Annotated in this window: 22 protein-coding genes; 7 read left to right on the forward strand and 15 right to left on the reverse strand. The window is 54.0% G+C overall.

The window, feature by feature from the left end; translation table 11 throughout:
• Positions 1-507: 507 nt before the first annotated feature.
• The gene (locus ACI48K_RS17805; RefSeq protein ID WP_475029075.1) at positions 508-1,923 is read right to left on the reverse strand and encodes a hypothetical protein; all 1,416 of its coding nucleotides are present in this window, start codon (positions 1,921-1,923) and stop codon (positions 508-510) included.
• A gap of 115 nt (positions 1,924-2,038) precedes the next feature.
• The gene (locus ACI48K_RS17810) at positions 2,039-3,817 is read right to left on the reverse strand and encodes a sigma-54 interaction domain-containing protein (RefSeq protein ID WP_475028963.1); all 1,779 of its coding nucleotides are present in this window, start codon (positions 3,815-3,817) and stop codon (positions 2,039-2,041) included.
• 226 nt (positions 3,818-4,043) lie between these two features.
• On the opposite strand from ACI48K_RS17810, the gene ACI48K_RS17815 reads away from it, so the two are divergent.
• The 4 genes from ACI48K_RS17815 to ACI48K_RS17830 are packed head-to-tail and all read left to right on the forward strand — an operon-like array spanning position 4,044 to position 9,274.
• The gene (locus ACI48K_RS17815; protein ID WP_475029076.1) at positions 4,044-4,958 is read left to right on the forward strand and encodes a proline dehydrogenase family protein; all 915 of its coding nucleotides are present in this window, start codon (positions 4,044-4,046) and stop codon (positions 4,956-4,958) included.
• Positions 4,959-4,981: 23 nt separating this feature from the next.
• Positions 4,982-6,553 (forward strand): L-glutamate gamma-semialdehyde dehydrogenase, encoded by a 1,572-nt coding sequence (gene pruA / locus ACI48K_RS17820; protein ID WP_475028964.1) that lies wholly within the window; start codon positions 4,982-4,984, stop codon positions 6,551-6,553.
• A 48-nt stretch (positions 6,554-6,601) separates the two neighbouring features.
• Complete coding sequence (locus ACI48K_RS17825) at positions 6,602-7,867, forward strand: Glu/Leu/Phe/Val family dehydrogenase (protein WP_475028965.1); 1,266 nt, start codon at positions 6,602-6,604, stop codon at positions 7,865-7,867.
• Between the two features lie 3 nt (positions 7,868-7,870).
• The gene (locus ACI48K_RS17830; protein ID WP_475028966.1) at positions 7,871-9,274 is read left to right on the forward strand and encodes an NAD-dependent malic enzyme; all 1,404 of its coding nucleotides are present in this window, start codon (positions 7,871-7,873) and stop codon (positions 9,272-9,274) included.
• Between the two features lie 94 nt (positions 9,275-9,368).
• Here the strand turns inward: ACI48K_RS17830 and ACI48K_RS17835 are convergent, their stop codons facing one another.
• The 5 genes from ACI48K_RS17835 to ACI48K_RS17855 all read right to left on the reverse strand — a co-directional run bounded on the left by ACI48K_RS17835 (position 9,369) and on the right by ACI48K_RS17855 (position 13,072).
• Positions 9,369-10,388, reverse strand: a complete 1,020-nt coding sequence (locus tag ACI48K_RS17835; protein ID WP_475028967.1) for an HAAS signaling domain-containing protein — start codon at positions 10,386-10,388, stop codon at positions 9,369-9,371.
• Positions 10,375-10,722, reverse strand: a complete 348-nt coding sequence (locus ACI48K_RS17840) for a PadR family transcriptional regulator (protein WP_475028968.1) — start codon at positions 10,720-10,722, stop codon at positions 10,375-10,377. Before ACI48K_RS17840 ends, ACI48K_RS17835 begins: the two co-directional genes overlap by 14 nt.
• A gap of 153 nt (positions 10,723-10,875) precedes the next feature.
• Positions 10,876-11,967 (reverse strand): sensor histidine kinase, encoded by a 1,092-nt coding sequence (locus tag ACI48K_RS17845; protein ID WP_475028969.1) that lies wholly within the window; start codon positions 11,965-11,967, stop codon positions 10,876-10,878.
• Positions 11,960-12,664 carry a response regulator transcription factor gene (locus ACI48K_RS17850; RefSeq protein WP_475028970.1) on the reverse strand — a complete coding sequence of 235 codons (705 nt, stop codon included), beginning with the start codon at positions 12,662-12,664 and terminating at the stop codon, positions 11,960-11,962. Before ACI48K_RS17850 ends, ACI48K_RS17845 begins: the two co-directional genes overlap by 8 nt.
• 36 nt (positions 12,665-12,700) lie before the next feature.
• Positions 12,701-13,072 carry a winged helix-turn-helix transcriptional regulator gene (locus ACI48K_RS17855; RefSeq protein WP_475029077.1) on the reverse strand — a complete coding sequence of 124 codons (372 nt, stop codon included), beginning with the start codon at positions 13,070-13,072 and terminating at the stop codon, positions 12,701-12,703.
• A gap of 327 nt (positions 13,073-13,399) precedes the next feature.
• Here ACI48K_RS17855 and ACI48K_RS17860 point away from each other — a divergent pair, with 327 nt between their 5' ends.
• Positions 13,400-14,245, forward strand: coding sequence for an aldo/keto reductase (locus ACI48K_RS17860; protein ID WP_475028971.1), 846 nt, complete (start codon positions 13,400-13,402; stop codon positions 14,243-14,245).
• Positions 14,246-14,363: 118 nt separating this feature from the next.
• Here the strand turns inward: ACI48K_RS17860 and ACI48K_RS17865 are convergent, their stop codons facing one another.
• The 7 genes from ACI48K_RS17865 to ACI48K_RS17895 all read right to left on the reverse strand — a co-directional run bounded on the left by ACI48K_RS17865 (position 14,364) and on the right by ACI48K_RS17895 (position 21,085).
• Entirely contained in the window at positions 14,364-15,659 is a 1,296-nt protein-coding gene (locus ACI48K_RS17865) for a glycosyltransferase family 2 protein (protein ID WP_475028972.1), read from the reverse strand.
• Positions 15,660-15,662: 3 nt separating this feature from the next.
• Positions 15,663-15,797: a hypothetical protein gene (locus tag ACI48K_RS17870; protein WP_475028973.1), complete on the reverse strand. Its 135-nt coding sequence runs from the start codon at positions 15,795-15,797 to the stop codon at positions 15,663-15,665.
• Positions 15,797-16,681 (reverse strand): diguanylate cyclase domain-containing protein, encoded by an 885-nt coding sequence (locus ACI48K_RS17875; protein WP_475028974.1) that lies wholly within the window; start codon positions 16,679-16,681, stop codon positions 15,797-15,799. Before ACI48K_RS17875 ends, ACI48K_RS17870 begins: the two co-directional genes overlap by 1 nt.
• A gap of 51 nt (positions 16,682-16,732) precedes the next feature.
• A complete protein-coding gene (locus ACI48K_RS17880) occupies positions 16,733-17,854 on the reverse strand; it encodes a glycosyl hydrolase (protein WP_475028975.1) in 1,122 nt (373 codons plus the stop codon).
• Positions 17,855-18,059: 205 nt separating this feature from the next.
• A complete protein-coding gene (locus tag ACI48K_RS17885; protein WP_475028976.1) occupies positions 18,060-19,040 on the reverse strand; it encodes a FecCD family ABC transporter permease in 981 nt (326 codons plus the stop codon).
• Positions 19,037-20,068 (reverse strand): FecCD family ABC transporter permease, encoded by a 1,032-nt coding sequence (locus tag ACI48K_RS17890; protein WP_475028977.1) that lies wholly within the window; start codon positions 20,066-20,068, stop codon positions 19,037-19,039. Before ACI48K_RS17890 ends, ACI48K_RS17885 begins: the two co-directional genes overlap by 4 nt.
• Positions 20,069-20,080: 12 nt before the next feature.
• The gene (locus ACI48K_RS17895) at positions 20,081-21,085 is read right to left on the reverse strand and encodes an ABC transporter substrate-binding protein (RefSeq protein WP_475028978.1); all 1,005 of its coding nucleotides are present in this window, start codon (positions 21,083-21,085) and stop codon (positions 20,081-20,083) included.
• A 175-nt stretch (positions 21,086-21,260) separates the two neighbouring features.
• Between ACI48K_RS17895 and ACI48K_RS17900 the strand changes: the two genes are divergently transcribed.
• A complete protein-coding gene (locus ACI48K_RS17900; RefSeq protein ID WP_475029078.1) occupies positions 21,261-21,725 on the forward strand; it encodes a DsrE/DsrF/DrsH-like family protein in 465 nt (154 codons plus the stop codon).
• A 126-nt stretch (positions 21,726-21,851) separates the two neighbouring features.
• Positions 21,852-23,357 (forward strand): aminotransferase class V-fold PLP-dependent enzyme, encoded by a 1,506-nt coding sequence (locus ACI48K_RS17905; RefSeq protein WP_475028979.1) that lies wholly within the window; start codon positions 21,852-21,854, stop codon positions 23,355-23,357.
• Between the two features lie 53 nt (positions 23,358-23,410).
• Here ACI48K_RS17905 and ACI48K_RS17910 read toward each other — a convergent pair whose 3' ends face one another.
• Positions 23,411-24,328, reverse strand: coding sequence for a DMT family transporter (locus ACI48K_RS17910; RefSeq protein ID WP_475029079.1), 918 nt, complete (start codon positions 24,326-24,328; stop codon positions 23,411-23,413).
• Positions 24,329-24,652 lie beyond the last annotated feature (324 nt).

Below are 24,652 nucleotides of genomic sequence, written 5' to 3' on the forward strand. Positions count from 1 at the left end.
AATTGAAAACCCTTGTTTAAAAGGGGAAAAACAGGGGGATTGACAAATTCGTTCATAGCAGCGGGAAAAGCTCCCACTAAATTCAGCAATATTGCGAGTTTTCGCCTACTTAACTGGAAAAACTCATGCTAATTGGGACGTACAAGCGTGAATTCGGTCAAATCGCTTCATTTAGCTGGAGAATTTCCAGTTAGTTTCTTCTCCGGACTTAATCGGGTCGAATTAGCGGGAGAATTTCCAGTTAGCATAAAGAGTTAATCGGAAAGCAGACAATTTTGCTAGGTTAGTCAATTAGTCAATTAGTCAGTTAGTCAACCAGTTAAGTTAGAAGCTCCCCGCCACACGTCCCTATTCCCCCGGTAAGGACAACCTAGCAGAAAAAAGCATCCGGAGCGTCAGATGAAGCAATAGTCACTGCTTCATCTGACGCTCCGGATGCTTAAGTGCAACTCCACTTCCGGGCAAAGCAAGAGACCCCTTCAAGGGGCCTCCGCGCCCGCATTACGCCTACACCAAAAACATCGCCACTACCGTTGTCACGGCGAGGCCGATCAGCACCGGCTTCAGGTTGCGGCGCGCCAGCTCAAACGGGCTGACGCCGCAGATGGCCGCGGCCGGGATGAGCGCCCACGGGATGAGCGTGCCGCCGCCGACCCATATTGCCGCGACCTGCCCAAGCGCCGTCAGCGTCGCCGTACCGGAGCCGATCGCGGTGCCGAACAGATTGGCGATGGACCCGGCGAGCGAGATGCCGGAGAAGCCGGAGCCGTCCAGGCCGGTGATCGCCCCCGTGACGGCCAGCGTAACCGAGCCGACGATGCCGTTCAGCGGAACGGTATCCGCCAGCGCCACGCCGAGGTCGTTGACGATCCCGTGCGAGGCTTCCGGCAGAACTTTGCCGAAAATGTCCGTGAATGCCGCGTCGCCCAAATAGAAAAACGCCGCGATCGGGATCACCGGACCGAACACTTTAAACCCAAACACAAGCCCTTCGATCATATAGGATGTGATTCTCTCCAGCCCCCGATTGCGGTGCGCCAGCAAGGTCACCGCGATCAGAATAAGCACCGCGGTACCGCCAACGAGCGCGGTGGCATCCCCGCCCTGCAGGTGCAGCAGAAACATGGCCACGACGTCAACCGCGAACAGCAGCGGGATAATCACCGCCAGCCATTTTCGCACGACCGGATGGATGACGGCCTTATCCTCCTTGGCGGAGCTGCCATCGCCAAGAATCCCATCCGAACTTTTCATGGAGACAAGCCCGCTTCTCCAGGTGCCTTTTTTGATGTCCCTGCGCATCATCCAGAAAGCGGTAACCGTGCTGACCAGCCCCATCACGACAACGAGCGGCACACTGGCCTCCATAACGCTGGACACCGGAAGGCCGGCGGCATCCGCCGTCAACTTGGGGGCGCCTTGTATGATATAGTCGCCGGACAAGGCAATGCCGTGCCCGAACAAATTCATGGCCATAGCCGCACCGAGGGCCGGGAGTCCAACGCGAATTCCTACCGGGAGCAGCACCGCTCCAATCAAGGCAACCGCCGGCGAGGGCCAGAAAAAGAACGACGTCACCATCATAATGATGCCGATGCCCCAATAAGCCATCGTCGGCGTCCGCAGAAAGCGGGTTAACGGCGCGACCATCGTCTCGTTGATGCCCGTTCGGATGAGCACCCGGCTCATGGCCACGATGATGGATATGATCATGATGGTACCCATCAGCTCTTTGGTGGCATAGATGAACGAGTTGAATATCCCCGAAACCGAACCGCTGAGCGTCTCTGTCGCGATCAGCCCCAGCGTGAAAATCCCCACCACGCAAATCATCGTCGTGTCCCGCCGTTTGATCAGCAGACCCAAAATGAAAACAATAAACGCGAGATATACATAATGAATCGCAGACAATTCAATGCCCATCATGATGCCACGCCCCTTTTCCTCTGCAAACTTGTGTAATATGCTATGCAGAAGCCCAAGCAAGGGTTCGGACATCCGATGGGCGGTCTTGTTCATGCCATTTTTCCAGACTACTTTAGACTAAATTGTATTCCCGGATTTTTTTGTATAACGTGCCGCGCGATATCCCAAGCATTTTGGCCGCGCTGCTCTTGTTGCCGGAGGAGCGCTCAAGCGCTTCCTTCATCAATTCGATTTCCTCTTCCACGGAAATTTTGGGGCGCAGCATCCGCTCCATCCCTGCCGCAGCCTGCTGTGCCGGATTTGTGCGTTCAATCCCCTCCGACTCAAGCTGCGACTCCGTATTTTGAAAATGCTCGGGCAGATGCTCCATAAGAACCCGATCATTTTCGCTTAAAATCACGCAGCGCTCCAGCGTTGCCTGCAGCTCCGTCAAATTGCCCGGCCAGCGGTATTTGGCAAAAGCCAGCATGACCTCCGGCGCGATGGCCGGAATCGGTTTCTGGTATTGCAGGGAAAATTGCCGCAGGTACAGCTGTACCAAGGTCGATAGATCCTCTTTTCGGTCGCGGAGCGGAGGAACATGCAAGGAAACTACGTTTAATGCATAGTAGAGCTCCGCCCGAAACTTGCCTTCCCGGATAAGCGCCTCCAAATCCTCGTGAGTCGCCGCGAAAATCCGGACCGATACGGAAATCGGATCGCTGCCCCCGATGCGGAGGATCGTGCGCTGCCGCAAATATTGGCTGAGCTTATCCTGGATATCCGGCGGAAGATTTTCGATCTCATTCAGAAAAAGCGTACCGCCGTCAGCCGCTTCCAAGGCCCCGGCTTGCCCGGCGTCCAGACCGGAGAAAGCGCCGCCCTGAAAGCCAAACATCTCCGCTTCGATGAGCCCGACGGGAATAGCGCCGCAGTTCAGTGTCCGGAACGGACCCTCGGCCCGCGGACTGGCCCGGTGAATCATTTCAGCGAGCGAACTCTTGCCTGCTCCGTTCTCTCCAATAAACAAAACCGGCGAGTCGGTTTCGGCGATTTTTTTGGCGAGCCGGATCACTTTGCCCATATTTTCGCCACGGTCGCTGATCAACGAAAACGGATCCTGCCCACCGTTCATTTTGTGGGTTAGGAGCCTCGAGTGAACCGTCGTCAGCCTGTCGTTCAGCTTCACCAGATGCGAGATATCCTGTTCGGTCGCCACGCCGCCGATAATCCTGCCGCTATCGTCCACAATCGGGGAAGCGTTAATCAGCACATGCGCACCTTCCCGGGGGCGATGGTACGCGTTGCGCATACGCCTGCCTTCATCGAGAATCTTGAGCACAACCAAGTCATCCGGGTCAAAATGCTCCCCGATCGTCCGGCCAAGGATACTCTGCTTCGGGATTCCGTACATCTCTTCCGCAACAGTGTTCCAGCCAATTACCGTGCCGTTCTGATCAACGACCGTAACCGCGTCGCTGACGGTTTCCGCCAAGGTCCCGAAATAAGCCGCCATCTCCCGTTGCATGCTCCGAGCCATTTTCAGCAGCTTTGCAAGCCAACTGTACCCGACAACCTTCCCGGCTTCATCGAAAAAAACGGCCGCCCTGCCCGAATAAGACGCTCCTCCGGAAATCAATTCTTCCATGATGCGGTCAAACTCGCCGTAGCGAACGGCGATTGCCGTAAATATCCCCCCATATTTCCGCAGAAAATCTTCAAGAGTGTCCTTGGTGCCCCTGCCCAGACCAAGCATGCCTAAATCCTCTTGCGTGAATACATAATACGCCCCATCTAGCGCCGCGATTGCGGCATCCCCTTCTCCAAGACCGGTGGACAGTCCACTGACAGGGGTCTCCGGTGCCCATTCAACAAAATTCCGATCAAACCACAAGCGTTCATTTTTGAACATATATACCTCGCAGGCTGATAAATTTACTAGTAAATCTAACATGAAAATGGCAATGGTTCAACTTTCCAAGCAGGCGGATTTCTGCGCTCAATTATAAAATTTGTTCAAAATTGAACACCTTTGTGAAACTTCGACCTTTTTATGTACAAATTTAAAATAAATATTGTTCAGTTACTTAAAATATTGTATATTTTGTGTACAAATAATCTGGAAGAGAAGGTATATGATGGATGCGATGATGAGAAACATGTTTCAAGCTTTTGCCAAAAGCCCCTCAGCCAATAAGATGGCCAAAAAATATGGCCTTCGGTTCGGTGCAGGCCGCTTTGTCGCTGGGGAAACGATCGACCAAGCGATTAAGGCCGTCCGCGCTTTGAATAAGTCAGGGCGAGAAGCGACGCTGGATCATCTCGGCGAGTTCGTCGCCAATGAACAGGAAGCGCTGGAATCCACGGAAATGTGTCTGAGAACTCTGGATGCGATCGCCAAATCGGGCGTCCAGGCCAATCTTTCGCTCAAGTTGACTTCCATTGGGCTCGATATTGACCGGGAGCTATGCATGAGCAACCTCCGATCCATCGTAAACCGCGCCAGAATGCACGATCTTTTCGTCCGCATCGATATGGAGGATTACACCCACTGCGAGACCTCCCTGCAAATCTACAAAGAACTGCGGGAGCAGGTCGACAACGTCGGCATCGCCATACAGTCGTATCTATACCGCTCTATGGACGATATCGAGGATCTCAAGGATCTCGGAGCCAACCTCCGCATTGTCAAAGGCGCGTATAAAGAATCCCCCAAAGTGGCTTTTCCCGAAAAGTCCGACGTCGACAGCAATTATAAACGCCTCATTTTTGCCCACCTATTGAACGGAAATTACACCGCCATCGCCACCCACGACCCGCAAATCATCGAACACGCCAAACAAATGATCAAAGAACAGCATATTCCGCTGAACCAGTTCGAGTTTCAAATGCTGTACGGAATCAGCGAGGAACTGCAAATGCGGCTGATCCGCGAAGGCTACAAGGTCAGAGTCTATGTCCCTTACGGAAACGACTGGTTCGGCTATTTCATGAGAAGGCTTGCGGAGCGTCCCGCCAACGTCTGGTTCGTGCTTCGAAATCTGTTCAAATAAGCCCGTAAAAAGGAGATGTCAAAATGAGCGTAACCACCCATCTGGAGGCTTTCTCGAATGAATCCTTCACGGATTTCGGACAAGAAGAGAACCGGCGCGCCATGGAGGCCGCCATCGCCAAAATTCGCCAAGAGGAACTTGGCAGGGAAATTCCGCTTCATATCGGCGCGGGACGGATTTTTACGGAAGATAAAATCCGGTCTATCAATCCGGGCAATTTGGACGAAACGATCGGTTACGTGAGCAAAGCGGACCAGGCGCTGGCCGAACAGGCCATGCAGGCTGCGTTGGATACCTTTGAAACCTGGAAAAAGGTCCCTGCGTCGGAGCGGGCGGCGATTTTGCTCAAAACGGCGGAACTGATGAAAGCCCGCAAACACGAATTTTCCGCCATGATGATTCTCGAAGCCGGAAAAAATTACGCGGAAGCGGATGCCGACACCGCGGAAGCGATCGATTTCTTACAGTTCTACGCCCGGGAGATGCTCCGCCTTCGCGATATCAACAAGACGCTGCCCTTGACGCGGGTTGCCGGCGAGGATAATCGCCTCGCTTATATTCCGCTTGGCGTGGGCGTCGTGATTCCGCCCTGGAATTTCCCGCTGGCCATTTGCGTCGGCATGACCTCCGCCGCGATTGTCGCCGGCAATACCGTGCTGCTGAAGCCCGCCTCCACGACGCCCGTCATCGCCCATAAATTCGTGGCTCTCATGGAAGAAGCCGGACTCCCCGCCGGCGTCCTGGGCTTCATTCCCGGCAGCGGCGCCGAGATTGGCGATTATCTCACCGGCCATTCTAAAACTCGTTTTATCAGCTTCACCGGCTCCAAAGAGGTGGGGCTGAGAATCGGCAAGCTGGCCGGAGACACCGTACCGGGCCAAATCTGGATCAAGCGGCTGATCGCCGAAATGGGCGGCAAGGACGGCCTTGTCGTGGACGAAACCGCCGATCTCGACGCGGCCGCGCAGGCGATCGTCACCTCCGCGTTCGGGTTCCAGGGGCAGAAATGCTCCGCCGGTTCCAGAGCGTTTATCGTCGGCAGCGTCTACGATGGGGTTGTGGACAGAGTCGTCCGTTTGACGGAGCAATTAACCGTGGGGCTGCCCGAGCAGAACTTCCCGGCGGGGCCGGTGATCGATGAAGCCTCCTACCGCAAAATCCTCGATTACATCGAGATCGGAAAGCAGGAAGGGACGCTTCTGACCGGAGGCGAAAAAGCCGAAGGGAACGGCTACTATATCAAGCCGACCGTGTTCGCCGATGTTGCGGGGAAAGCGCGCATCATGCAGGAGGAAATTTTCGGACCGGTGCTGGCGATCGGCAGAGCGAAGGATTGGAAAGAAGCGATCGAGCTGTATAACGACACGGAGTTCGGGCTGACGGGATCTTTTTTCTCCCGAGATGAAGATCGGATCGCCGAAGCGCTGGAAACGATGCATTGCGGCAACCTCTACGTTAACCGCAAATGCACCGGTGCGCTGGTGGGCGCTCACCCGTTCGGCGGCTTCAATATGTCGGGCACCGACTCCAAAGCGGGCGGCAGCGATTATCTGCTCCTCTTTACGCAAGCGAAACTGACTTCCCGCACGAAATAGCAAAACAATAGGCAAGCAGCCACTCTGGCGAGAGAAGGGACTAACGACATGAACGGAACCGCGAAAAGAAGTTCGGAGAACACGGATGTGTTTGCCGGCACCCAGCAAATCATACGGACGGCTCTACAGACGATGAAGGAATCGGAGGCGATGTACGAGCTGCTGAAGGAGCCGATGCGGGTGCTGACCGTGCGGATTCCCGTCAAGATGGACGACGGCTCGGTCAAGGTTTTCACCGGCTACCGGGCGCAGCATAACGACTCGATCGGGCCGACCAAAGGAGGCGTGCGCTTCCACCCCGACGTCACGGAGGGCGAGGTTAAAGCGCTGTCGATGTGGATGAGCATCAAGTGCGGGATCACCAATTTGCCCTACGGCGGCGGCAAAGGCGGCATTATCTGCGATCCGCGGGCGATGTCACAAAGAGAGCTTGAGGGTTTAAGCCGCGGGTATGTGCGGGCGATCAGCCAGATCGTGGGGCCAAACAAGGATATTCCGGCCCCCGACGTGTTTACCAATTCGCAGATCATGGCCTGGATGATGGATGAATTCAGCCGCATCCGCGAGTTCGATTCCCCAAGCTTCATTACCGGGAAACCGCTTGTGCTGGGCGGCTCCTGCGGAAGAGAGTCCTCCACGGCGCTCGGAGTGACGATCGTGCTGCGGGAAGCGGCTAAAATGGCCGGAATCTCCGTCGAGGGCTCGCGGGTAATTATTCAAGGATTCGGCAACGCCGGCAGCTTCCTCGCCAAGTTCCTGTATGACGCCGGTGCGGTCATTGTCGGGATTTCCGACGTGTTCGGAGCGCTGTACGATCCGCAAGGTCTTAACGTTCCGGAGCTGCTGAACAAACGCGATTCGTTCGGGGCGGTCTCCCATTTATACGACAGCCGCATGACGAACCAGCAGCTGCTCGTGCAGGAATGCGACATTCTGATCCCGGCGGCAATCGAAAACCAAATTACGGTGGCCAATGCCCCGGACATCAAGGCGAGAATCGTGGTTGAAGCCGCCAACGGGCCAACAACTTATGCGGCTACGGAAATCCTGACGAATCGGGACGTGCTGCTGGTGCCGGACGTGCTTGCCAGCGCGGGCGGCGTGGTCGTTTCCTATTTTGAGTGGGTGCAAAACAATCAGGGGTATTATTGGTCGCTTGATGAGGTAAACGAGAAGCTGTCCGCCATTTTGACCGCGTCCTTCCGTCAAGTGTATTTGAACTCGCAGGAAAACCACGTGAATATGCGGCTTGCCGCTTACATGGTGGGCCTGAAAAGAATCACCGAAGCCGTAAAATGGCGGGGGTGGATATAAGCGATGGCGCCTACGAGAATTATCATCAGACTGGAACTGGATCATGAGATCGCAAGCTTTGGCGATGTGGCGGCTGCCGTCAGCCAGACCGGAGGAGATATCACGTCGATCGACGTGATCCGTTCGAGTCAGGAATCGTCGGTCCGCGATATTACCGTGGACACCGGAGAACGCGACGAGGTCGCCGTCGTAGCCGCGCTCCAAGCGCTGGATGGCGTTAAGCTGGTCAACGTATCCGACCGTACCTTCCTCATGCATCTTGGCGGCAAGATCACCATTCAGCCGACGCTGCCGATCAAAAACCGCGAGGATTTGTCGCAGGTGTATACGCCGGGCGTGGCCAAGGTTTGCTCCGCCATTTATGAAAGCCCATCCAAAGCGTATTCCCTGACGATTAAGCGCAATACCGTCGCGGTGATCACCGACGGTACAGCCGTGCTGGGGCTGGGTGATATCGGTCCCTACGGGGCCGCACCGGTGATGGAGGGCAAAGCGATGCTGTTCAAGCAGCTTGCCGGAGTGGACGCGTTCCCGCTCTGTCTCGACACGACCGATACGGAGGAAATCATTCGAACCGTCAAAGCGGTCAGCCCGATTTTCGGCGGCATCAATCTGGAGGATATCAGCTCGCCGCGCTGCTTCGAAATCGAACGGCGGCTGACCGAGGAGCTCGACATCCCTGTGTTCCACGACGATCAGCACGGTACTGCGGTAGTGGTAACCGCGGGACTGATCAATGCGCTGAAAGTTGTCGGCAAACGGATGGATCAGATCCGGGTCGTGGTCAGCGGGGTTGGGGCCGCAGGCGTATCCATCTGCAAAATGCTGCTCGCGGCCGGCGTCACCCGGCTCGCCCCGGTCGACAAGCACGGGGCCATTGTGCAGGGCGGCCGATACGAGCATCCCATGTGGCAGTGGCTGGCGGAGCAGCCCCAGGTAGAGAAAAGCTCCGGCGCGCTGAAGGAGGTTCTGCGCGGCGCCGATGTTTTTATCGGTGTGTCCTGCGGCGGTCTACTCGTCGGCGAGGACGTGAAAACGATGAACGACCGGCCCGTGGTTTTCGCGCTGGCCAACCCCGAGCCGGAAATCAAGCCCGAGGAGGCCATGGCTCATGCCGCCGTAGTGGCGACGGGACGGAGCGATTACCCCAATCAAATCAACAATGTGCTGGCTTTTCCCGGCCTGTTCCGGGGCGCCCTTGACTGCCGGGCCCGGCGGATTAACGAACCGATGAAATTGGCCGCGGCCCAGGCGATCGCTTCCGCCGTGACGGATGCAGAACGAAATATGCAGTACATTATTCCCAGCATTTTTAACGATCAGGTCGTCCCGAAGGTGCGTAAAGCCATCGTCGAGGCCGCCATTGCAACAGGCGTCGCCAGACGAATTCCGCCGGATTTTAGATAAATCGCAGCCTCGAATCGTTGCTATTGCCGTTGTCAAAAAAACAACTGCCTTCCGCCGCAAGTTTTTCGCAGGAAAGGCAGTTGTTTTATTTGCTTTACGAATGCCGAATCAACGCTTTGCGGAAGGCTTGATAGGAGTCGAGCACCACGGCCAGCAAATAGGCGAAGAGCACCAGCCACAGCAGCCAATTTGGCTCGGTCCCAAGATCGGTCAGGTTCGTTGTCCCGATAACCTCGGTCATTTTGTCCGTAAACGCCGCCGAGAACAGTCCGGCATTACTGATCATGGCCAGGAACAAGACCAGGCTTACGACATGGATAGCCGCATTCAGAATCGCCAGGTTCACCGTCCATTGAGCTTTGAACCATTTAAAGCCGGCAAGAACGACGTCCAAAGCGAGGACCAGCACAATAAAGGGCCAGTAGGACATCAGAACGTCCTGGTTGAAAATAGGCGCGACATACTCCAACCCGCCGCCCGGGCCCTTATCGTACATGCCGACCAGACGGTCGGCGTTAAAATAAACGCAGCCCCAAATCGCCGTCCACATCAGGCTGAGAAACACTTCTCTTTTGGGGATTTTCTTCGCCTCGGGAATGTAGCTGATATTTTTCAAATCCTCCGGCTTCCATGCTTTTAAGCCGAAGTTCAAAGCAGCAGTTTGCTTCCCGGCATCCACCCTTTCAACAATGGCGAACACCAAAGTAATCCAAAATGCGGCCATTAACCCTGCGTAAAAAACCTCCCCGATCCCCTTCACTATAATCGTAATGATCGTTTGCAGTACGGAACCATCGCCGGAGTAGGAAACGATGTGATCGGCCATCAGCGAGATCAAGGCAATCGCGGCCGCGATCGGAACGATCATCTTCAACAAATGAATGTAGAAATCGTAGTAGCGCGGCCCGATCAAATGCATCGGCTTGTCGCGATACCTGCCGGCCAGAACGGCCGGATCGCCAAGCTTGGCGAGGACCTGTTTCACATCCTCTTCGGTACAATCGTCAGGCAGCATATCCTCGATCGTCGACCGAAGCTCCAGGGCGATATCCTCGCGGCTCTTCTCCGGCAGCCTGCGCACTACTTCATGAATGTACAGTTCAATCAGATTCATGCTCTTCCTCTCCTTTTAATAAAATGAATAGCTCCTGGGAGGTCTTCTCCCATTCCTTCCTCAACTGCTCGAAAATTTCCTCTCCAAAGGCGCTTAATACGTAATACCGGCGCGGCCGGTTTTCTGTCGTATCCCAACTGCTTGTCACCAGCTCCTGTTTCTCCAAACGGCGGAGCAGCGGATATAATGTGCTCTGATCAATGGCAATTCCGGAGTTCTCCAGCCGCTGGACAAGGGAATATCCGTATTGCGGCGTTTTCAGCTGGCTTAAAACGGCCAGGGTTAAAGTCCCTCTCCGCAGTTCCGTGATCAGCGAATTTAACAGGGAGTCCATCCTTTCACCTCGTTTTTTCATACTGTGTATCGTACACTATGATTTATACTATGCATCATACACTATCGTTTGTCGTACATCAATAGGTAATGCATAATAAAATAAGCCCGCCCCAATGGATGAACCAAAGGGCGGGCTTACTGATAGCCTTTTTTAAAGCTGCATGGGCAATCGGACTTCAAAAAGCGTGCGGATCGAGTCGCTTTGCACCGTGATAGAACCTTGGTGCTGCTCCACGATATTTTTGGCGATGAACAGACCAAGCCCGGTGCTGCCCTCTTTGTGGGTCCGGGCTTTATCGCCGGTATAAAACATGTCAAAAACATGCGGCAGCTCTTCCGGGGAAATCCGGTCGCCGTAATTGATGATCTGGACCACGGCCTCTCCTTCGTCCCGTTCCCCCCGGATATCGATGAACTCCCCGTCTTTGCCGTAACGGACGGCATTGGACAGCAAGTTCTCAAATACGCGGGCCAGCAGATCTCCATCCGCCGAAATTGTCATGTGCGGGGCCATTTGCACACGGGTAACCAAGCCGTTTTTTTCAAAAACCGGGTATAGTTCCTCATTCAGCTGACCCAGCAGTTCGCCGAGATCGATCGGCTTCTTGTCGAGAGTCAGCTTGCCGTAATTCATTCGGGTGATTTCGAACAGCTCGTCGATCAGCCGCTCTAGACGTTTTGACTTCGTGAACGCGATCTTCGTATAATGCTGTCTTTGTTCGTCTGTCAGCTCCTTGCCCTCCATGATGAAGTCCAGATATCCAATGACGGAAGTCAGCGGCGTCCGCAAATCATGGGCCAGATTCAGGATCAGCCGCTCCTTGCTGTTCTCGGCAAAATCGCCCCGCTCCATCGCTTGCTGCAGCTTTTCCCCCGCAAGATTGATGTCTCTGGCAATATCCCCGAGTTCGTCGTTCGTAGGGATCGACACGCGCCTATGGAACTCGCCTCCCGCCAGTTGGTTGATTCCCTCCGAAATGGTCCGGAAATATCCGACGTAAGGTCTGGTCAGCAGAAAAAAGAACAAAATCGACAGCGGTATGAAAAAGATCAGGAAAAAGTTGACGTCGCCCACGTCCTTGATAAGACCGCGAACCAATCTCAAAGGATTCTCATGGTACAGCGTATGGTAATAGCTCTGGAGAATTTTATACAGCAAATAAGTCAACGTGCCGGACAACGCCATGCTCAGAACGAACAACATCAGCATCTTGAACCGAAAACCCCGGATCATATTAGCCATTGAATGTATATCCCACTCCCCAAACGGTTTTGATCAGCTTGGTCTTGTTCGCGTCCTCACCGAGCTTCTTCCGCAATGTGCGAATGTGCACCATGACGGTGTTGGCTCCTTCGTAATACGCTTCCCCCCAGACCTGCTCAAAAATATGCTCCGAGCTGAACACTTTTTTGGGATGGCCGGCGAGCAGCAGCAAAATATCGAACTCCTTCGGCGTCAGCTCCACAGGTTCGCCGTACATGAATACGGCGCGCTCTTCAGGGTGAATCATAAGCCCGCCCGCTTCGATCGCGGACCGGTCCGCCGGAGCCGCTGCCGCCGACGGATTGAGCTGGATAAACCGCCGCAATTGGGCGTTCACGCGCGCAACCAGCTCCATCGGATTGAACGGCTTGGTTACGTAATCGTCTGCGCCCCGAACAAGCCCGGTGATCTTATCGAGGTCAGTCGCTTTGGCGCTCAGAAAAATGATCGGCAGATGATAGCGCTCGCGGATTTGCCTTGTGACCTCGTAACCGTCCAGCTTGGGCATCATGATGTCCAAAATCGCCAAATCGATCGCGTTCGCCTGAATCGCCTGAACGGCTTCCTGTCCGTCCGCGGCCTTGATGCAGCGATAGCCCTCTTTTGCCAGATGCAGCTCGATCAAATCGGCGATTTCCGCTTCGTCGTCGGCAATCAGAACGGTGATCGGTTTCATGGGATTTCCTCCTTTCTTCCTTCGGCATGGGCCGCCCTAGGATTTCAAATGTTCATTGAGCACGTTATCTTCCAAAAGATCGAGGTCGCCGTAAACCTTGCGGAGATGCTGCTCTCCCCAATCGCAGAGGGAATCCAGAATTCCCCTCAGACTATTTCCGTAGTCGCTGAGCTCATATTCTACCTTTGGCGGTATTTGCTGATACACAATCCGGCGGATAACTCCATCCTCCTCCAGTTCACGCAGCTGCTGAGTAAGCATCTTCTGCGTGATGTCGGGCATCAGCCGTTTCAACTCGCTGGTACGTTTTTTGCCATGTGTCAGATGGCAGAGAATCACGCACTTCCATTTGCCGCCGATGACCTCAAGCGTCGCCTCCACGGATATGTTGTATTTCTTGGTTTTTATCATCCCGTTCTCCTCCTATCGACAGGTACTTTAAAGTCCCTATATCACTTCAAAGTTCCTACCGCACAAAAAAGTGCGTACTTCACGATGAATCTCGTATATTCCATAATAGCATTTGCCGGTCGGAAATTCCGTATACGCTTTTTTGATATATCGTACCACAACGTTTTAGGAGGAGAGAAATGTCTAATATCGCCGCGGCGATGGTACGGCTGCCGTGCTGCTGACCGGCTGGAGCTGGGGGCCGGAACGAAAGGATCGGCTGAAAGTAAATTCACATGTACATGCGCATGCGCAAATATATAGACCATTGGAGGTTTCACAATCATGACAATCGCAAGCCTGCAAGAACGCACAACCCTGCACAACGGAGTCAAAATGCCCTGGCTGGGCATCGGAGTATTCAAAGTAGAGGAAGGCCCCGAACTGGTGGATGCAGTCAAATTCGCGATCGGCCACGGATACCGCAGCGTGGATACAGCCGCGATTTACGGCAACGAGGAAAGCGTGGGACAAGCGATTCGCGAGGGGAGCCAAGAAGCGGGCATTTCCCGGGAGGAGCTGTTCGTCGCCTCCAAGGTGTGGAACGCCGATCTCGGCTACGAAGCGACTCTGACGGCATATGAAACCAGCCTTGGCAAGCTGGGGCTTGAGTATCTGGATCTGTACCTGATCCATTGGCCGGTTGCCGGTAAATATAAAGAGGCCTGGAGAGCGCTGGAGACGCTGTACAAAGCGGGAAAAGTCAAAGCGATCGGCGTGAGCAATTTTCAGATTCACCATCTGGAGGATCTGATGAAGGACGCGGAGATCGTACCGATGGTCAATCAAGTGGAATACCACCCTCGGTTGACGCAAAAAGAGTTGCAGGCATTCTGCCTCGAACGCGGCATACAACTCGAGGCCTGGTCGCCGTTGATGCAGGGGCAGCTGCTGGACCAGCCGTTACTCGCGGAGATCGCCCGCAAACACAATAAGTCGATCGCACAGATTATTATCCGCTGGGACTTGCAAAACGGCGTAATTACGATTCCCAAGTCCGTGAAATCTCGTCGCATTACCGAAAACGCCGATGTTTTCAATTTTGAACTCGGCGAGGAAGACATGAAGCAAATCGACGCGCTGAACCAAAATCTCCGGGTGGGCCCGGATCCGAACAATTTTGATTTCTGATCGGCGCAGCAAGCCGGACAGCATGAAAGGGCTATCCCCGTTCACAGATCTTTTCTGTGAGCCGGGTCAGCCCTTTCTGGGCGTCGCGGGAACGACGGAAATCGAGGACGGACCCCGCTCATTCGAACCGCTGCGTTTTATACCATTTACTCTTTCTTCCCGTCATTCTATCGGCGATCATGGAGACGGACGCCTTGATCGAGATGAGCAGAAACAACTGAGCGTAAGTGAAGTACGAGATGCAGGACAGAATGAAGTTGCTTGTGTTGCTTTGACCGATGTCGGTGGCTAGAGCCAAATTAATCTGGAGAACGTAAATGTAATACATCAGCGCCCAGGCGATTACGAGATACACGTACACGTCTCCTCCGAAATAGAACGGAGAAACGACGGCCGGGTTGAACAAGGCGATGATTTGATAGACGAGATTGACGACGAAAATAATATCGGAAACGATGATCGCGGCCAAGAACCAGAAATAGCTCGCCGCATAATAAAGCACATGGAGCTTGATGCGCCAGCTTGAAGGACGGAACAGATGGTGGAGGTTCTCCATCACGACGCTGTAATTTCCTTTGGCCCAGCGTTCCCGCTGCTTAATATAGACGCTGAGCTTCTCAGGTTCCTGCTGATAAGCTTCGGCCTCCGGCGCTAATGCAATCAGCTGGCCTCGCGTCAAAATTTCGAAGGAAATCGCCGTGTCTTCGGTGATCGCCGCTTCATCCCATCCGCCGATTTCCCGGATCAGCGCGGTTTTGACTATAAAATTGGTACCCGGAATGGTCCCCAGCTTAAATAGCTCCCAAAGCCCCGTATGATGCACGCGCTGAGACGTAATCAGCTCCAGATTGATGCATCTGGAAAGGAAGTTTTGGTCCCGGTTGCGCGCTTTGTTGCGGCCAAACACCGCCCCGTACAGCCCGGGCTCTTCCATCGCTTTCGCCGTCAAGAACAATAGGGCGTTTTTCTCCGGCGCGGCATCCGCGTCATAAATGCATACCCACTCGCCATAAGCGTATTTCAAGGCTTCATTCAGCGCTCCCGATTTCCCTCCTGTCCCCGAACGCTCAAGAATCAGGAAGTCTCGGTGCGCATATTCGGGCTTTGCCTTTACCGCTTTCAGCCGCGCGGCCGTGCTGTCCGTACAATTGTCGGCAATGACAATGACCTGCACTTTCTCCTCCGGATAGTAAAGGTTAAGAATATGCTCCACCGTGGCGGAAATGACCAGCTCCTCATTATGTGCGGGAACCATCACCGTAACTGTCGGAAAATGATCCATCCGTTCCGGAATGACGAACTCCCGGCGGTTTTGCCGGAACACGAAACGGATCGCCCCCGCCATAAGCACGACGGACTCCAATACAGCGATCCAGATGCTGATGATCGATATCAAAAGAATCGTATCCGCCACACGTCAGTTCCTCCGATCGTATTTCTTTTTGATCTCGGCACGGAAAACCAGGGTAGCGATGGTTAGCCCCAGAATCGATAGGGCGAACAACACGCTGATGACTAAGCATAAGGGGATAAACCAGCTTTCGTAAGACATTAAATGTACTCTCCTATCAAATCCGTCTCGGTCCGTCTCTCCAAAGCCGCAATGACCGAGTCGATTTGCTGGTACTCGTTGAACTGTTCTTTGCGGAACGCAGAACCTCCCGCGCGTATGATCAGCTTCATCGGCTCTCCCTTTCGATCCGTCCACTCGGCCGAAGTCATCGCCCGTTTGATCCGTTCCGTCAGAACATGCAGGTATTCCTGATTGGTCATCGGGCAGATGATAATAAATCGTCCCCCATCGATCGAAAATTTGTAATCCTCAAAACGGATCTGCTGTTGAATGATATTCGATAATTCCAGCAACAGCCGGGAATAACGCTCCGAACCTAAAGCCTCTATCACCATAGGCAAAAACTCGATTTTGAACATGACCATGCAAAAGCCGTATCGATCCGAATAGCGATTGGCCAGATTGGACTGCTTGATCACCGTATCGGCCAAAGATTCTTTGTTTCCCAAAGTAGTATCCAAATCAATCTGCGGATTTATGCTTTTGAGATCGTCCAGCCTTTCGATGAACCGTTCACTGCGGATCAGCCTCGATTTAATGAAGGACGCGATCAGCGCATTGGCCGGAATGAGCAATATCCAGGAGAAGGCTAAGATGTCCGTCTGCGCATAGGTCGCGAGCCAGACGAAATAACTGACCAGAAATATAAACACGCCTACCGCCGTCACCCCGACGGGAAAAACAAATCCCGCCAGCAGCGAAGCGGCCAGTCCTAAACTGAACAGAAATTCCGCCATCGTAAAAGATTGACTCTCGTAAACTTTGATAAACACGAGCAATTGCTGAATCATCGTAAGCGCGATCAACAGCCTGTACCCGAACTGAACCTGATGAATCGGAAGCTTCCCGCTTAATTTCCCCACTCTGTCTCCCCCAGTTCCCTCATGATGCCTAAAGTGAAACAACGACTTCCCCTATTGCTCCTTGCTGTATTTCTGCAGACGGGTCTCCGCCAAAAGCGGAAACAGGTTATCGAAAATATGCGTATTGCCTCCGAATACATAACCTCCGACATATTTCGGATCATGGCTTCGCAATGCGATCATTCGTCGGTTCAACCGCTCGGCCAGATCCGGTTCGCCCGACTGCAGCGAGAGCAGCACGGCAAGTCCGTACACTCCCGGAGATTCATAGGATACGGCCGGCGAACGGGTGGTTCGATCATATCGGCCTAACAGCCGGTGATGCTCGGCAAATTCCAGCTTCAAAAACGCAAGCAGGCGCCCGGGCTTCTTCCCCATTTCCGCGCTGTGAAGGCCTACCATCAGCTGGTCGATCAAATTCACCGAGTCGTCAAATCGAAACTGACCGGATGCGACATCGTATGTCTTGGGATAAAACACCCCATCGTTCGGTATGCTCCGCATGATGTTTTCGTACTTTTGATACGAGGCATGATCCAAAAGCCCATCTCGTGTCATTTTTTGCATGGCGGAAATATCGATATATGCCAGGCTTAACGTACCAGGCGACTCATTTCGCGCAAAATCATGGAAGTCGACGAGGTCATCCCTATACTGAGCGGAATCCAGCAGCGTTTTTGAAATATCCCTTGCGGCAGAGAGATATTTCTCTTCGCTCCATCGATGCGACGCCGCCAAAAGACTATCCACGATCCTGAGATCGTCTCCCAAAGCGTCTGTGCTGACCCGGCTGACGCCATTCTCCGTTAGCTTCCAAGGGATGTACACCCCCCCGGTCCCATCGCGAGTCAAAAAATGTTCGGTCAATTCTTTATAGGCTTGCTCAAACAAAGGCTTGTCCTGCTTCGTCATGGCATACTGCATCCAGATCCCGAGCGATTCGGAAAGCGCCTCTCTGCCGGACGCGATGCCAGGATCGGCGGAAGACTTGTCCTGCAAATAGGTTGCCAGAGTTCCGTTCGGGTTCATCATGTTCTGTTTGATGAAAGCTTCCGTAGGAGAATTCGAGGCGGACACTCTCCCCTCTTTCGAGATAAATAAAGCCAGCATCCCCGTCATAACGACTAGTAAGGCAAAGAGCGATTTTTTGCGAGTCCGGTTCCATCGTGTCATATCTCGATCTCCCTCGCCACTGCCGATTTTCTCACATAAAAAGAGAGGCGGCATGCCTCTCCGATAAATGCTACTCCCTCAGAAATAGGATATAAACGTTGATTCGACTCCCTTATAGTAACTGAAAATCGCGAATAATATAAGCGGAAAAAAGATGGAAAACCAATAAACGACTTTTGAATGATGCCACCCGAAAGGGAGTCGCCTATGCGGTCTTCCGAATTACCAGCAAATAGATAAAATAAGGCGCTCCGATCAATGCCGTAATAATGCCGGCCGGAATTTCGATCGGCGGGATGATAATCCGCCCGAGCGTATCCGCGACCGTGACCAAAAGCGCTCCCAGAAGCGCCGATACGGGCAAAAACAAGCGGCTGTCCGAACCGCCGACGATGAGCCTTGCCGCATGCGGAACCACGAGTCCCACGAAACCGATCGTCCCGGCAATCGCAACAGAGCTTGCGGATAATCCAACGGCTGCCCCGATCAGCAGCAGCCTTGCGGCCCGAACCCGCAGGCCGAGTCCGCTGACCGTTTCTTCGCTAAGCAGCAGCAGGTTGATCTGTCTGTAGCTGAGCAGCACGATTACCGTTCCGGCCACCGTCCACGGCCAAAGCATCTCGACGTGCTGCCATGATCTCGCGTATAGGCTTCCCTTGAGCCACACCAGAGCCTGGGAAGAATCCAGCGCAAACTTGACGATCATAAACGTGATCAGCGCGTGCAGCCCCGCGGAAATGGCCACCCCCGATAAAGCCAGACGTTCGGGCTGAATGCCGCCTTTCTGATAGGAGATCATATAAACGATCAATCCGGCGACAACTGCTCCTCCCAATGCCATGATCGGCAGCAGAACAGGCGGCGCGCTTGGGTATAATAGCAGCATGATAACCGCAGCCAGTCCGCCGCCGGCAGACACGCCGAGGATATCGGGCGCGGCCAGCGGGTTGCGGGTCACGCTTTGCAGCACGGATCCCGACAGGGCCATGCTGATGCCAACGAGGATCGCAATGACAAGCCGCGGCAAACGGTATTTGAAGACGACGCCGTCCCCCTCCAACATACCATGAAGAATTTCGGATAAAGGCGTGGAGACCGCCCCCAGGCGCAAGCTTAACAATGAGGCGATCACCAGAAGAATGAGGCCTACCAGCATCACGACGACGAAGCGATTGATCTTTGTCATTTAGCCTGCCCCCGCTTTCTTCTCAGAAGGTACACGAAAAAGGGCGTGCCCAAAAGCGCCGTGACGATGCCGACCGGAACATCGGCCGGATACGTGACCCACTGCGCGGCGAAGTCCGCCGCTACCAGGAGGTTCGCGCCAAGCAGCGCCGAGAACGGCAGCAGAATTCGGTAATCCTGACCGACCATTCTGCGCGCCATATGCGGGACCATCAGCCCGATAAAGCCGATGGGGCCGGCTACCGCCACCGCGCTTCCGGCGAGCAGCACGATCAGCACGGCGAGAATCCTGCGGATGCGCAGCGTGTTGATGCCAAGACCTTGGGCCGTGTCTTCCCCGAGAGACAGGATGTTCATCGGCCGAGCCAGCGCAAGGGCACCGATGATAGCCACCAGCACCGGAACGAAGATCATTTTCAGATCATTCCAGTTCGCTCCCGACAGCTTGCCGGCCATCCAATACAAAATATCGGACAGTTTGGTTTCATGGAGCAAAATGACGCCCGTCGTCAGCGCGCCAAGGAACAAACTGACTGCCGACCCTGCGAGCACCACCCGGAACGGGCTGTACACGCCGCGAAAAGCGAGCAGGTAAATCACGCTTCCGCCTGCCGCCGCTCCCAAAAAAGCGGCCAGCAAAATGGTCAAAGCCGCATTTTGCTCCCCCGCCAGGAGAAGCGCGATCACCACGAAGCAAGATGCCCCTTGGTTAATCCCTAGAATCTCCGGGTCGGACAACGGATTTCGCGTCATGCCCTGCAGCAGACAGCCCGCAACCGCCAGCGCTGCTCCGAGCAGAACCGCCAATACGACGCGCGGCGTCCGCACCATCCAAACCGTATAATCGAGCACGTCATTAGGGTCTATAGGCAGCAGGTCGGAAAGGTTGCGAAAAGAAAGTCCTTTGACGTGGAACAGAATCGAAAAAGCGCCGATGACCAGAAGTAGCAGCACAAAAAACGCGAATTTAAAAGCAGAAGAAACAAACGGGACGGATGCCCGTTTGTTTCCGGTTTGCTGAAGCTGCACAATTTCAACCCCTTATTCCGAAACGGCTTGACCCGTAAGCAGCGGAATCGCCTCATCCAGAATTTTTTTCGCCGCGATCGGCCCGCGGCCGCGCGACCACAAATTACGGTCTACCAGAACCAGATGGTTATCCTTCACCGCTTTCAGATTTTTGGCCAGCGGATTGTCGGTAAATTTATCTGCGGAATCCCCGTACATGAAGATGTAGTCCGGATTGATTTCATTCAGGCGTTCCAGTGTCGCTTTGGCGCCTTCCGCTTTGCCTTCCGAATCCTGTTTCTCGCCCTCAAACACATAATCCGCGCCGATACCGGTCATGAGTGAACCGATGAACGAACCTTTCAGCCATACCGTATATTCGTCATCAAAAGCGCCGATGACCAGCACTGTAGGTTTGTTTGTGATCTTGCCCTTCGCCTCCGAGATGCGCGCGTCGAGATCTGCTCTGATCTTGGCGGCCTCCGCCTCTTTTCCCAGCGCTTTGGCGATGGTGTCTACGTTGTCCAGGATTTCCTGGTAGCTGTTGTCGTCCAGAGCAATCGTCGGAGCGATGTCCTGCAGCTCCTTTTTGATCATGTTATGGCGGTCCTGACTGGCAAGGATGAGATCCGGTTCCACCGATTCGATAACTTCCAGGTTGGGCGCTTTGCGCTCTCCCACATCGGTCACGTCCGCAGTAATTTGGTCCTGCAGGTATTCGGGGATCTTCGTCTCGCCGACACCCGCATTCCCCGCCGGCATAACGCCCAGATCAACCAGGGTATCAATAAAGGAAAAGTCCAGCGTAACGACTCTTTTCGGAATTTCCTTCAGTTCCGTTTCTCCCCACTCGTGGCTGACTTTAATGGTACCGGTTTCGCCTTCCGAAGCGTTGGCGCTCACAGCAGAGTTGTCCGAAACGTTGCCTGCCGTCCCTTCCGCTGCCGGAGTTTCCTTCGTGCCGTTTCCGCACCCGGACAGTAAAATCAAAACGAGAGACATTGCCGCGAATATCGCCAAAGCTTTATTTCTGATCATTATAGAGTCCCCTTATTTCCGCTATTTTTGATACTGATAATCATTATCAAATATTATAATATCAAAATTTGACCTATTGTCTACTACTTTTTGGGGAGAGCATACCTTTTCATGGAGAAACCATACTAAACGTATCACTCAACATGGAGGTTATGCGGTCGTGGACAAAAAAAGAATGAACTTGCTGATGTTCAGCGGGGAATACGATAAAGCGATGGCGGGTCTGATTCTGGCCAATTCGGCGCGGGAACTGGATGTCGACGTAACGATGTTTTTTACTTTCTGGGGGTTGTTCCTGGTCCGTGATCCCGACAAAATGACGCTGGAGGATAAAACGCTGTACGAGAAGCTCATGGGCTGGATGACCCCAAAAGGCCCCGAGGATCTGCCCTTGTCCAAAATGAATTTCAGCGGGCTCGGCAAGCTGATGCTGACGGAAATGATCGAGGATAACGATGCGCCGAAGCTGATCCATTTTTTGAAGGGCGCCCGCAAGAAAAACGTGAAGTTCTACGGCTGCAAGCTGTCCATTGAAATCATGGGCTTTAAACCGGAGGAATTCATTCCCGAGCTTGAAATCATCGACGCCAAAACCTATCTGAAGGACGCGCTGGAATCCGACATTCAGCTGTTTATTTAAAAGTGGCCAAACTGCGCCGGCGGTAAGAAATTATGGCAAAACTTTGCCCTTTTCCCGCTTCGTTTAACCCTTCTGGGCTCTCCTGCGTACCTTAAGAAAGGCAACATTCAAAGGAGGGCTGAGCAGATGCTGCAGGCCAAAATCGGAAACTATACTTATGCGTTACATAGGAACGCGCAAGATCCATTCAGGCGGTACCGCGAAAATACGGTCGGATACCGCCAAACCTTCGAGTCCCCCTATGGGACGAAGGAGCTGGTTTATGCCGACTGGGCGGCGAGCGGCCGCCTTTACGGCCCTATCGAAGCCCGGATGGCAGGCGGCTTCGGGGCTTTCGTGGCGAATACCCATTCGCAGGCAAGCATCACGGGCACGACGATGACCGCCGCTTACGAAGAGGCGAAGCGGATCATCAAAAGTCATGTTCACGCCGGGGAGCATGACGTCATTCTTTTTGCGGGCACCGGCATGACCGGGGCCGTCAACAAGCTGCAGCGGCTGCTGGGCTTGAAGGTTCCCGAGCGGTGGAGATCCCGTTTTCGTCTTGGCGAAGCGGAACGGCCGGTTATTTTTATCACGCATATGGAGCATCACTCCAATCAAATTTCCTGGACGGAAACGATCGGAGACGTTGTCGTCATTCCTCCCGGCGCGGACGGGAACGTCGACCTGGAGAATCTGGAGCGGCAGCTGCAGGATTTCCGCCAGCGCAAAGTCAAAATCGGCGCTTTCACGGCCTGCTCCAATGTGACGGGGTTCGAGACGCCGTACCATCAGTTGGCCCGAAAAATGCACGAGCACGGCGGCGTATGTTTCATCGATTTTTCCGCCAGCGCCCCTTACGTCGACATCGATATGCATCCGGCCAATGCGCCGCTGGAACAACTGGACGGAATTCTTTTCTCCCCGCATAAATTTCTGGGCGGCCCCGGAACAAGCGGCGTGCTGATTATGGATTCACGGCTCTGCACCCAACTGGTGCCGGATCAGCCCGGCGGCGGAACCGTGTCCTGGACTAATCCCTGGGGAGAGTACCAGTATTGGGACAACGTCGAAGCCCGGGAGGATGGCGGAACGCCGGGATTTTTGCAGGCGATCCGGACCGCGCTTTGCGTCCGGCTGAAGGAGCAAATGGGCACGGAGTTGATCGAAGCTCGGGAACAGGAGGTTACGGATATGCTGCTCCGCCAGCTTGAGACGATTCCCGGTCTGCATATTTTGGGCGGCAGCCGTCAAAAGCGGCTGGGCACCGTTTCGTTCGTATCGGACCGCGTCCATTACAATCTGATGACCAAACTGCTGAACGACCGGTTTGGCATTCAGTCCCGCGGCGGCTGCTCCTGCGCGGGCACCTACGGACATTATTTGCTGAACATCGGGCGAAACACTTCGAGACGCATGACCGAGCTGATCAATTCGGGGAACCTGTCGGAGAAGATCGGCTGGGCGCGGCTGTCCCTGCATCCCATGATGACGGACCGGGAGGTTGATTACATCGGCTCCGCCGTGCGGGCGATCGTTGAACATATCGATACTTGGAAACTGGATTACGCCTATCAGCCCGGCACCAATGAGTGGCGGCATACCGGAGGAGAAAAAAAGGTAAGCCTCCGCGAGTTATTCGAGCTTTAGAACGGTTAAGAGCGCCTTGGCAATCATGCCAAGGCGCTGTTTTTAGCTGGGATTCAGCTTTGCGATTGAAGTTCTACACTGGCGTTGTCCACATTGCTTGACGCCCGTTTTTTGTTGGCGAGATAAACCCCGCCGAGAATAAGCACCAGCCCGGCCAGCAGATTCCAGCCGATCTTCTCGTTGAGCAGCGTGAACCCCCAAACGATTGCGCTCACCGGCACGAGATAAGTTACCGTGGTGGCGAACTCGGGAGTTCCCTTTTGCACCATGAAATAGAAAAGGATATACGCAATCCCCGAGCCGAACACACCAAGGCCTATGATGGCGAACAGGTCTTTGATGGAAGCGAGCTGAGCGAACGGAACGCCTTCCGTCGAAAAGGCCATGATTCCGCTGCCCACCATGGCGCTAAGCAGAGTTCCGAACGTGATTTGATACATCGATAAGCTGGCCGAAAGCCGTTTGGAAAGATGCGAACCAATCCCGTAGCTTAAAGTGGCGCACAACATGCAGACAAATCCGAGCAAGTCCACGGAAATCACCGAAGCCGGGTTGACGCCAAGAAGCACGATAATCCCGACAAAAGCGATCCCCATACCGATCCACTGCATCCGGCTGGTAACGGCACGAAAGAACAGCCTGCCGACGATCAGCGTCCACAGCGGAGTCGTCGCGTTCAGAACGGAAGCCATGCTGCTGGTCAGCCGGGTTTCGCTGAAGCCGATGATGGCCCAAGGGATCGCTGTATTGATCAGAGCCATAACGATCATGGCGACCCAGGGGATTTGACCGAATCCAAAGGGCTTGCGCAGCGCCAGCATAATTGCCGTAATCGTCAACAGTCCAAGGGCGGAGCGGAGAAACGCAATCGACCAAGGCCCGAAGTCTTCGATCAAAATTTTGATAAAGAAAAAGGAGCCGCCCCAAATCAGGCTAAGCAGCAGCAGCGTCAAATATAACTTTCGAGCCAGACGAAACCCTTCTTTCTATGAGCAGTAATGGTAATCTCTCCTATTGCGTTGCCTGGAAAGATTGTAGCATGATTTCCGCACGGGCAGCACCGATAAAATGTGTACCTTGCTTGCTTCGCGGGGGTGGCGGGCGCTGAAGGGGCTGTTCTGGCCTGGGATCACAATCAACGGCAAACGGCGATTCCTCGAATGATTTAACGGACTCGAATGATTTAACGGACTCGAATGATTTAACGAACTCGAATGATTTAACTAACAATTCTCGAGCGACTTCTCGAATAGCGGCATAAAATGGCCTTATTTCACTCCCAAAGCGCATTTCCT

It is taken from the genome of Paenibacillus terrisolis, assembly GCF_056171975.1.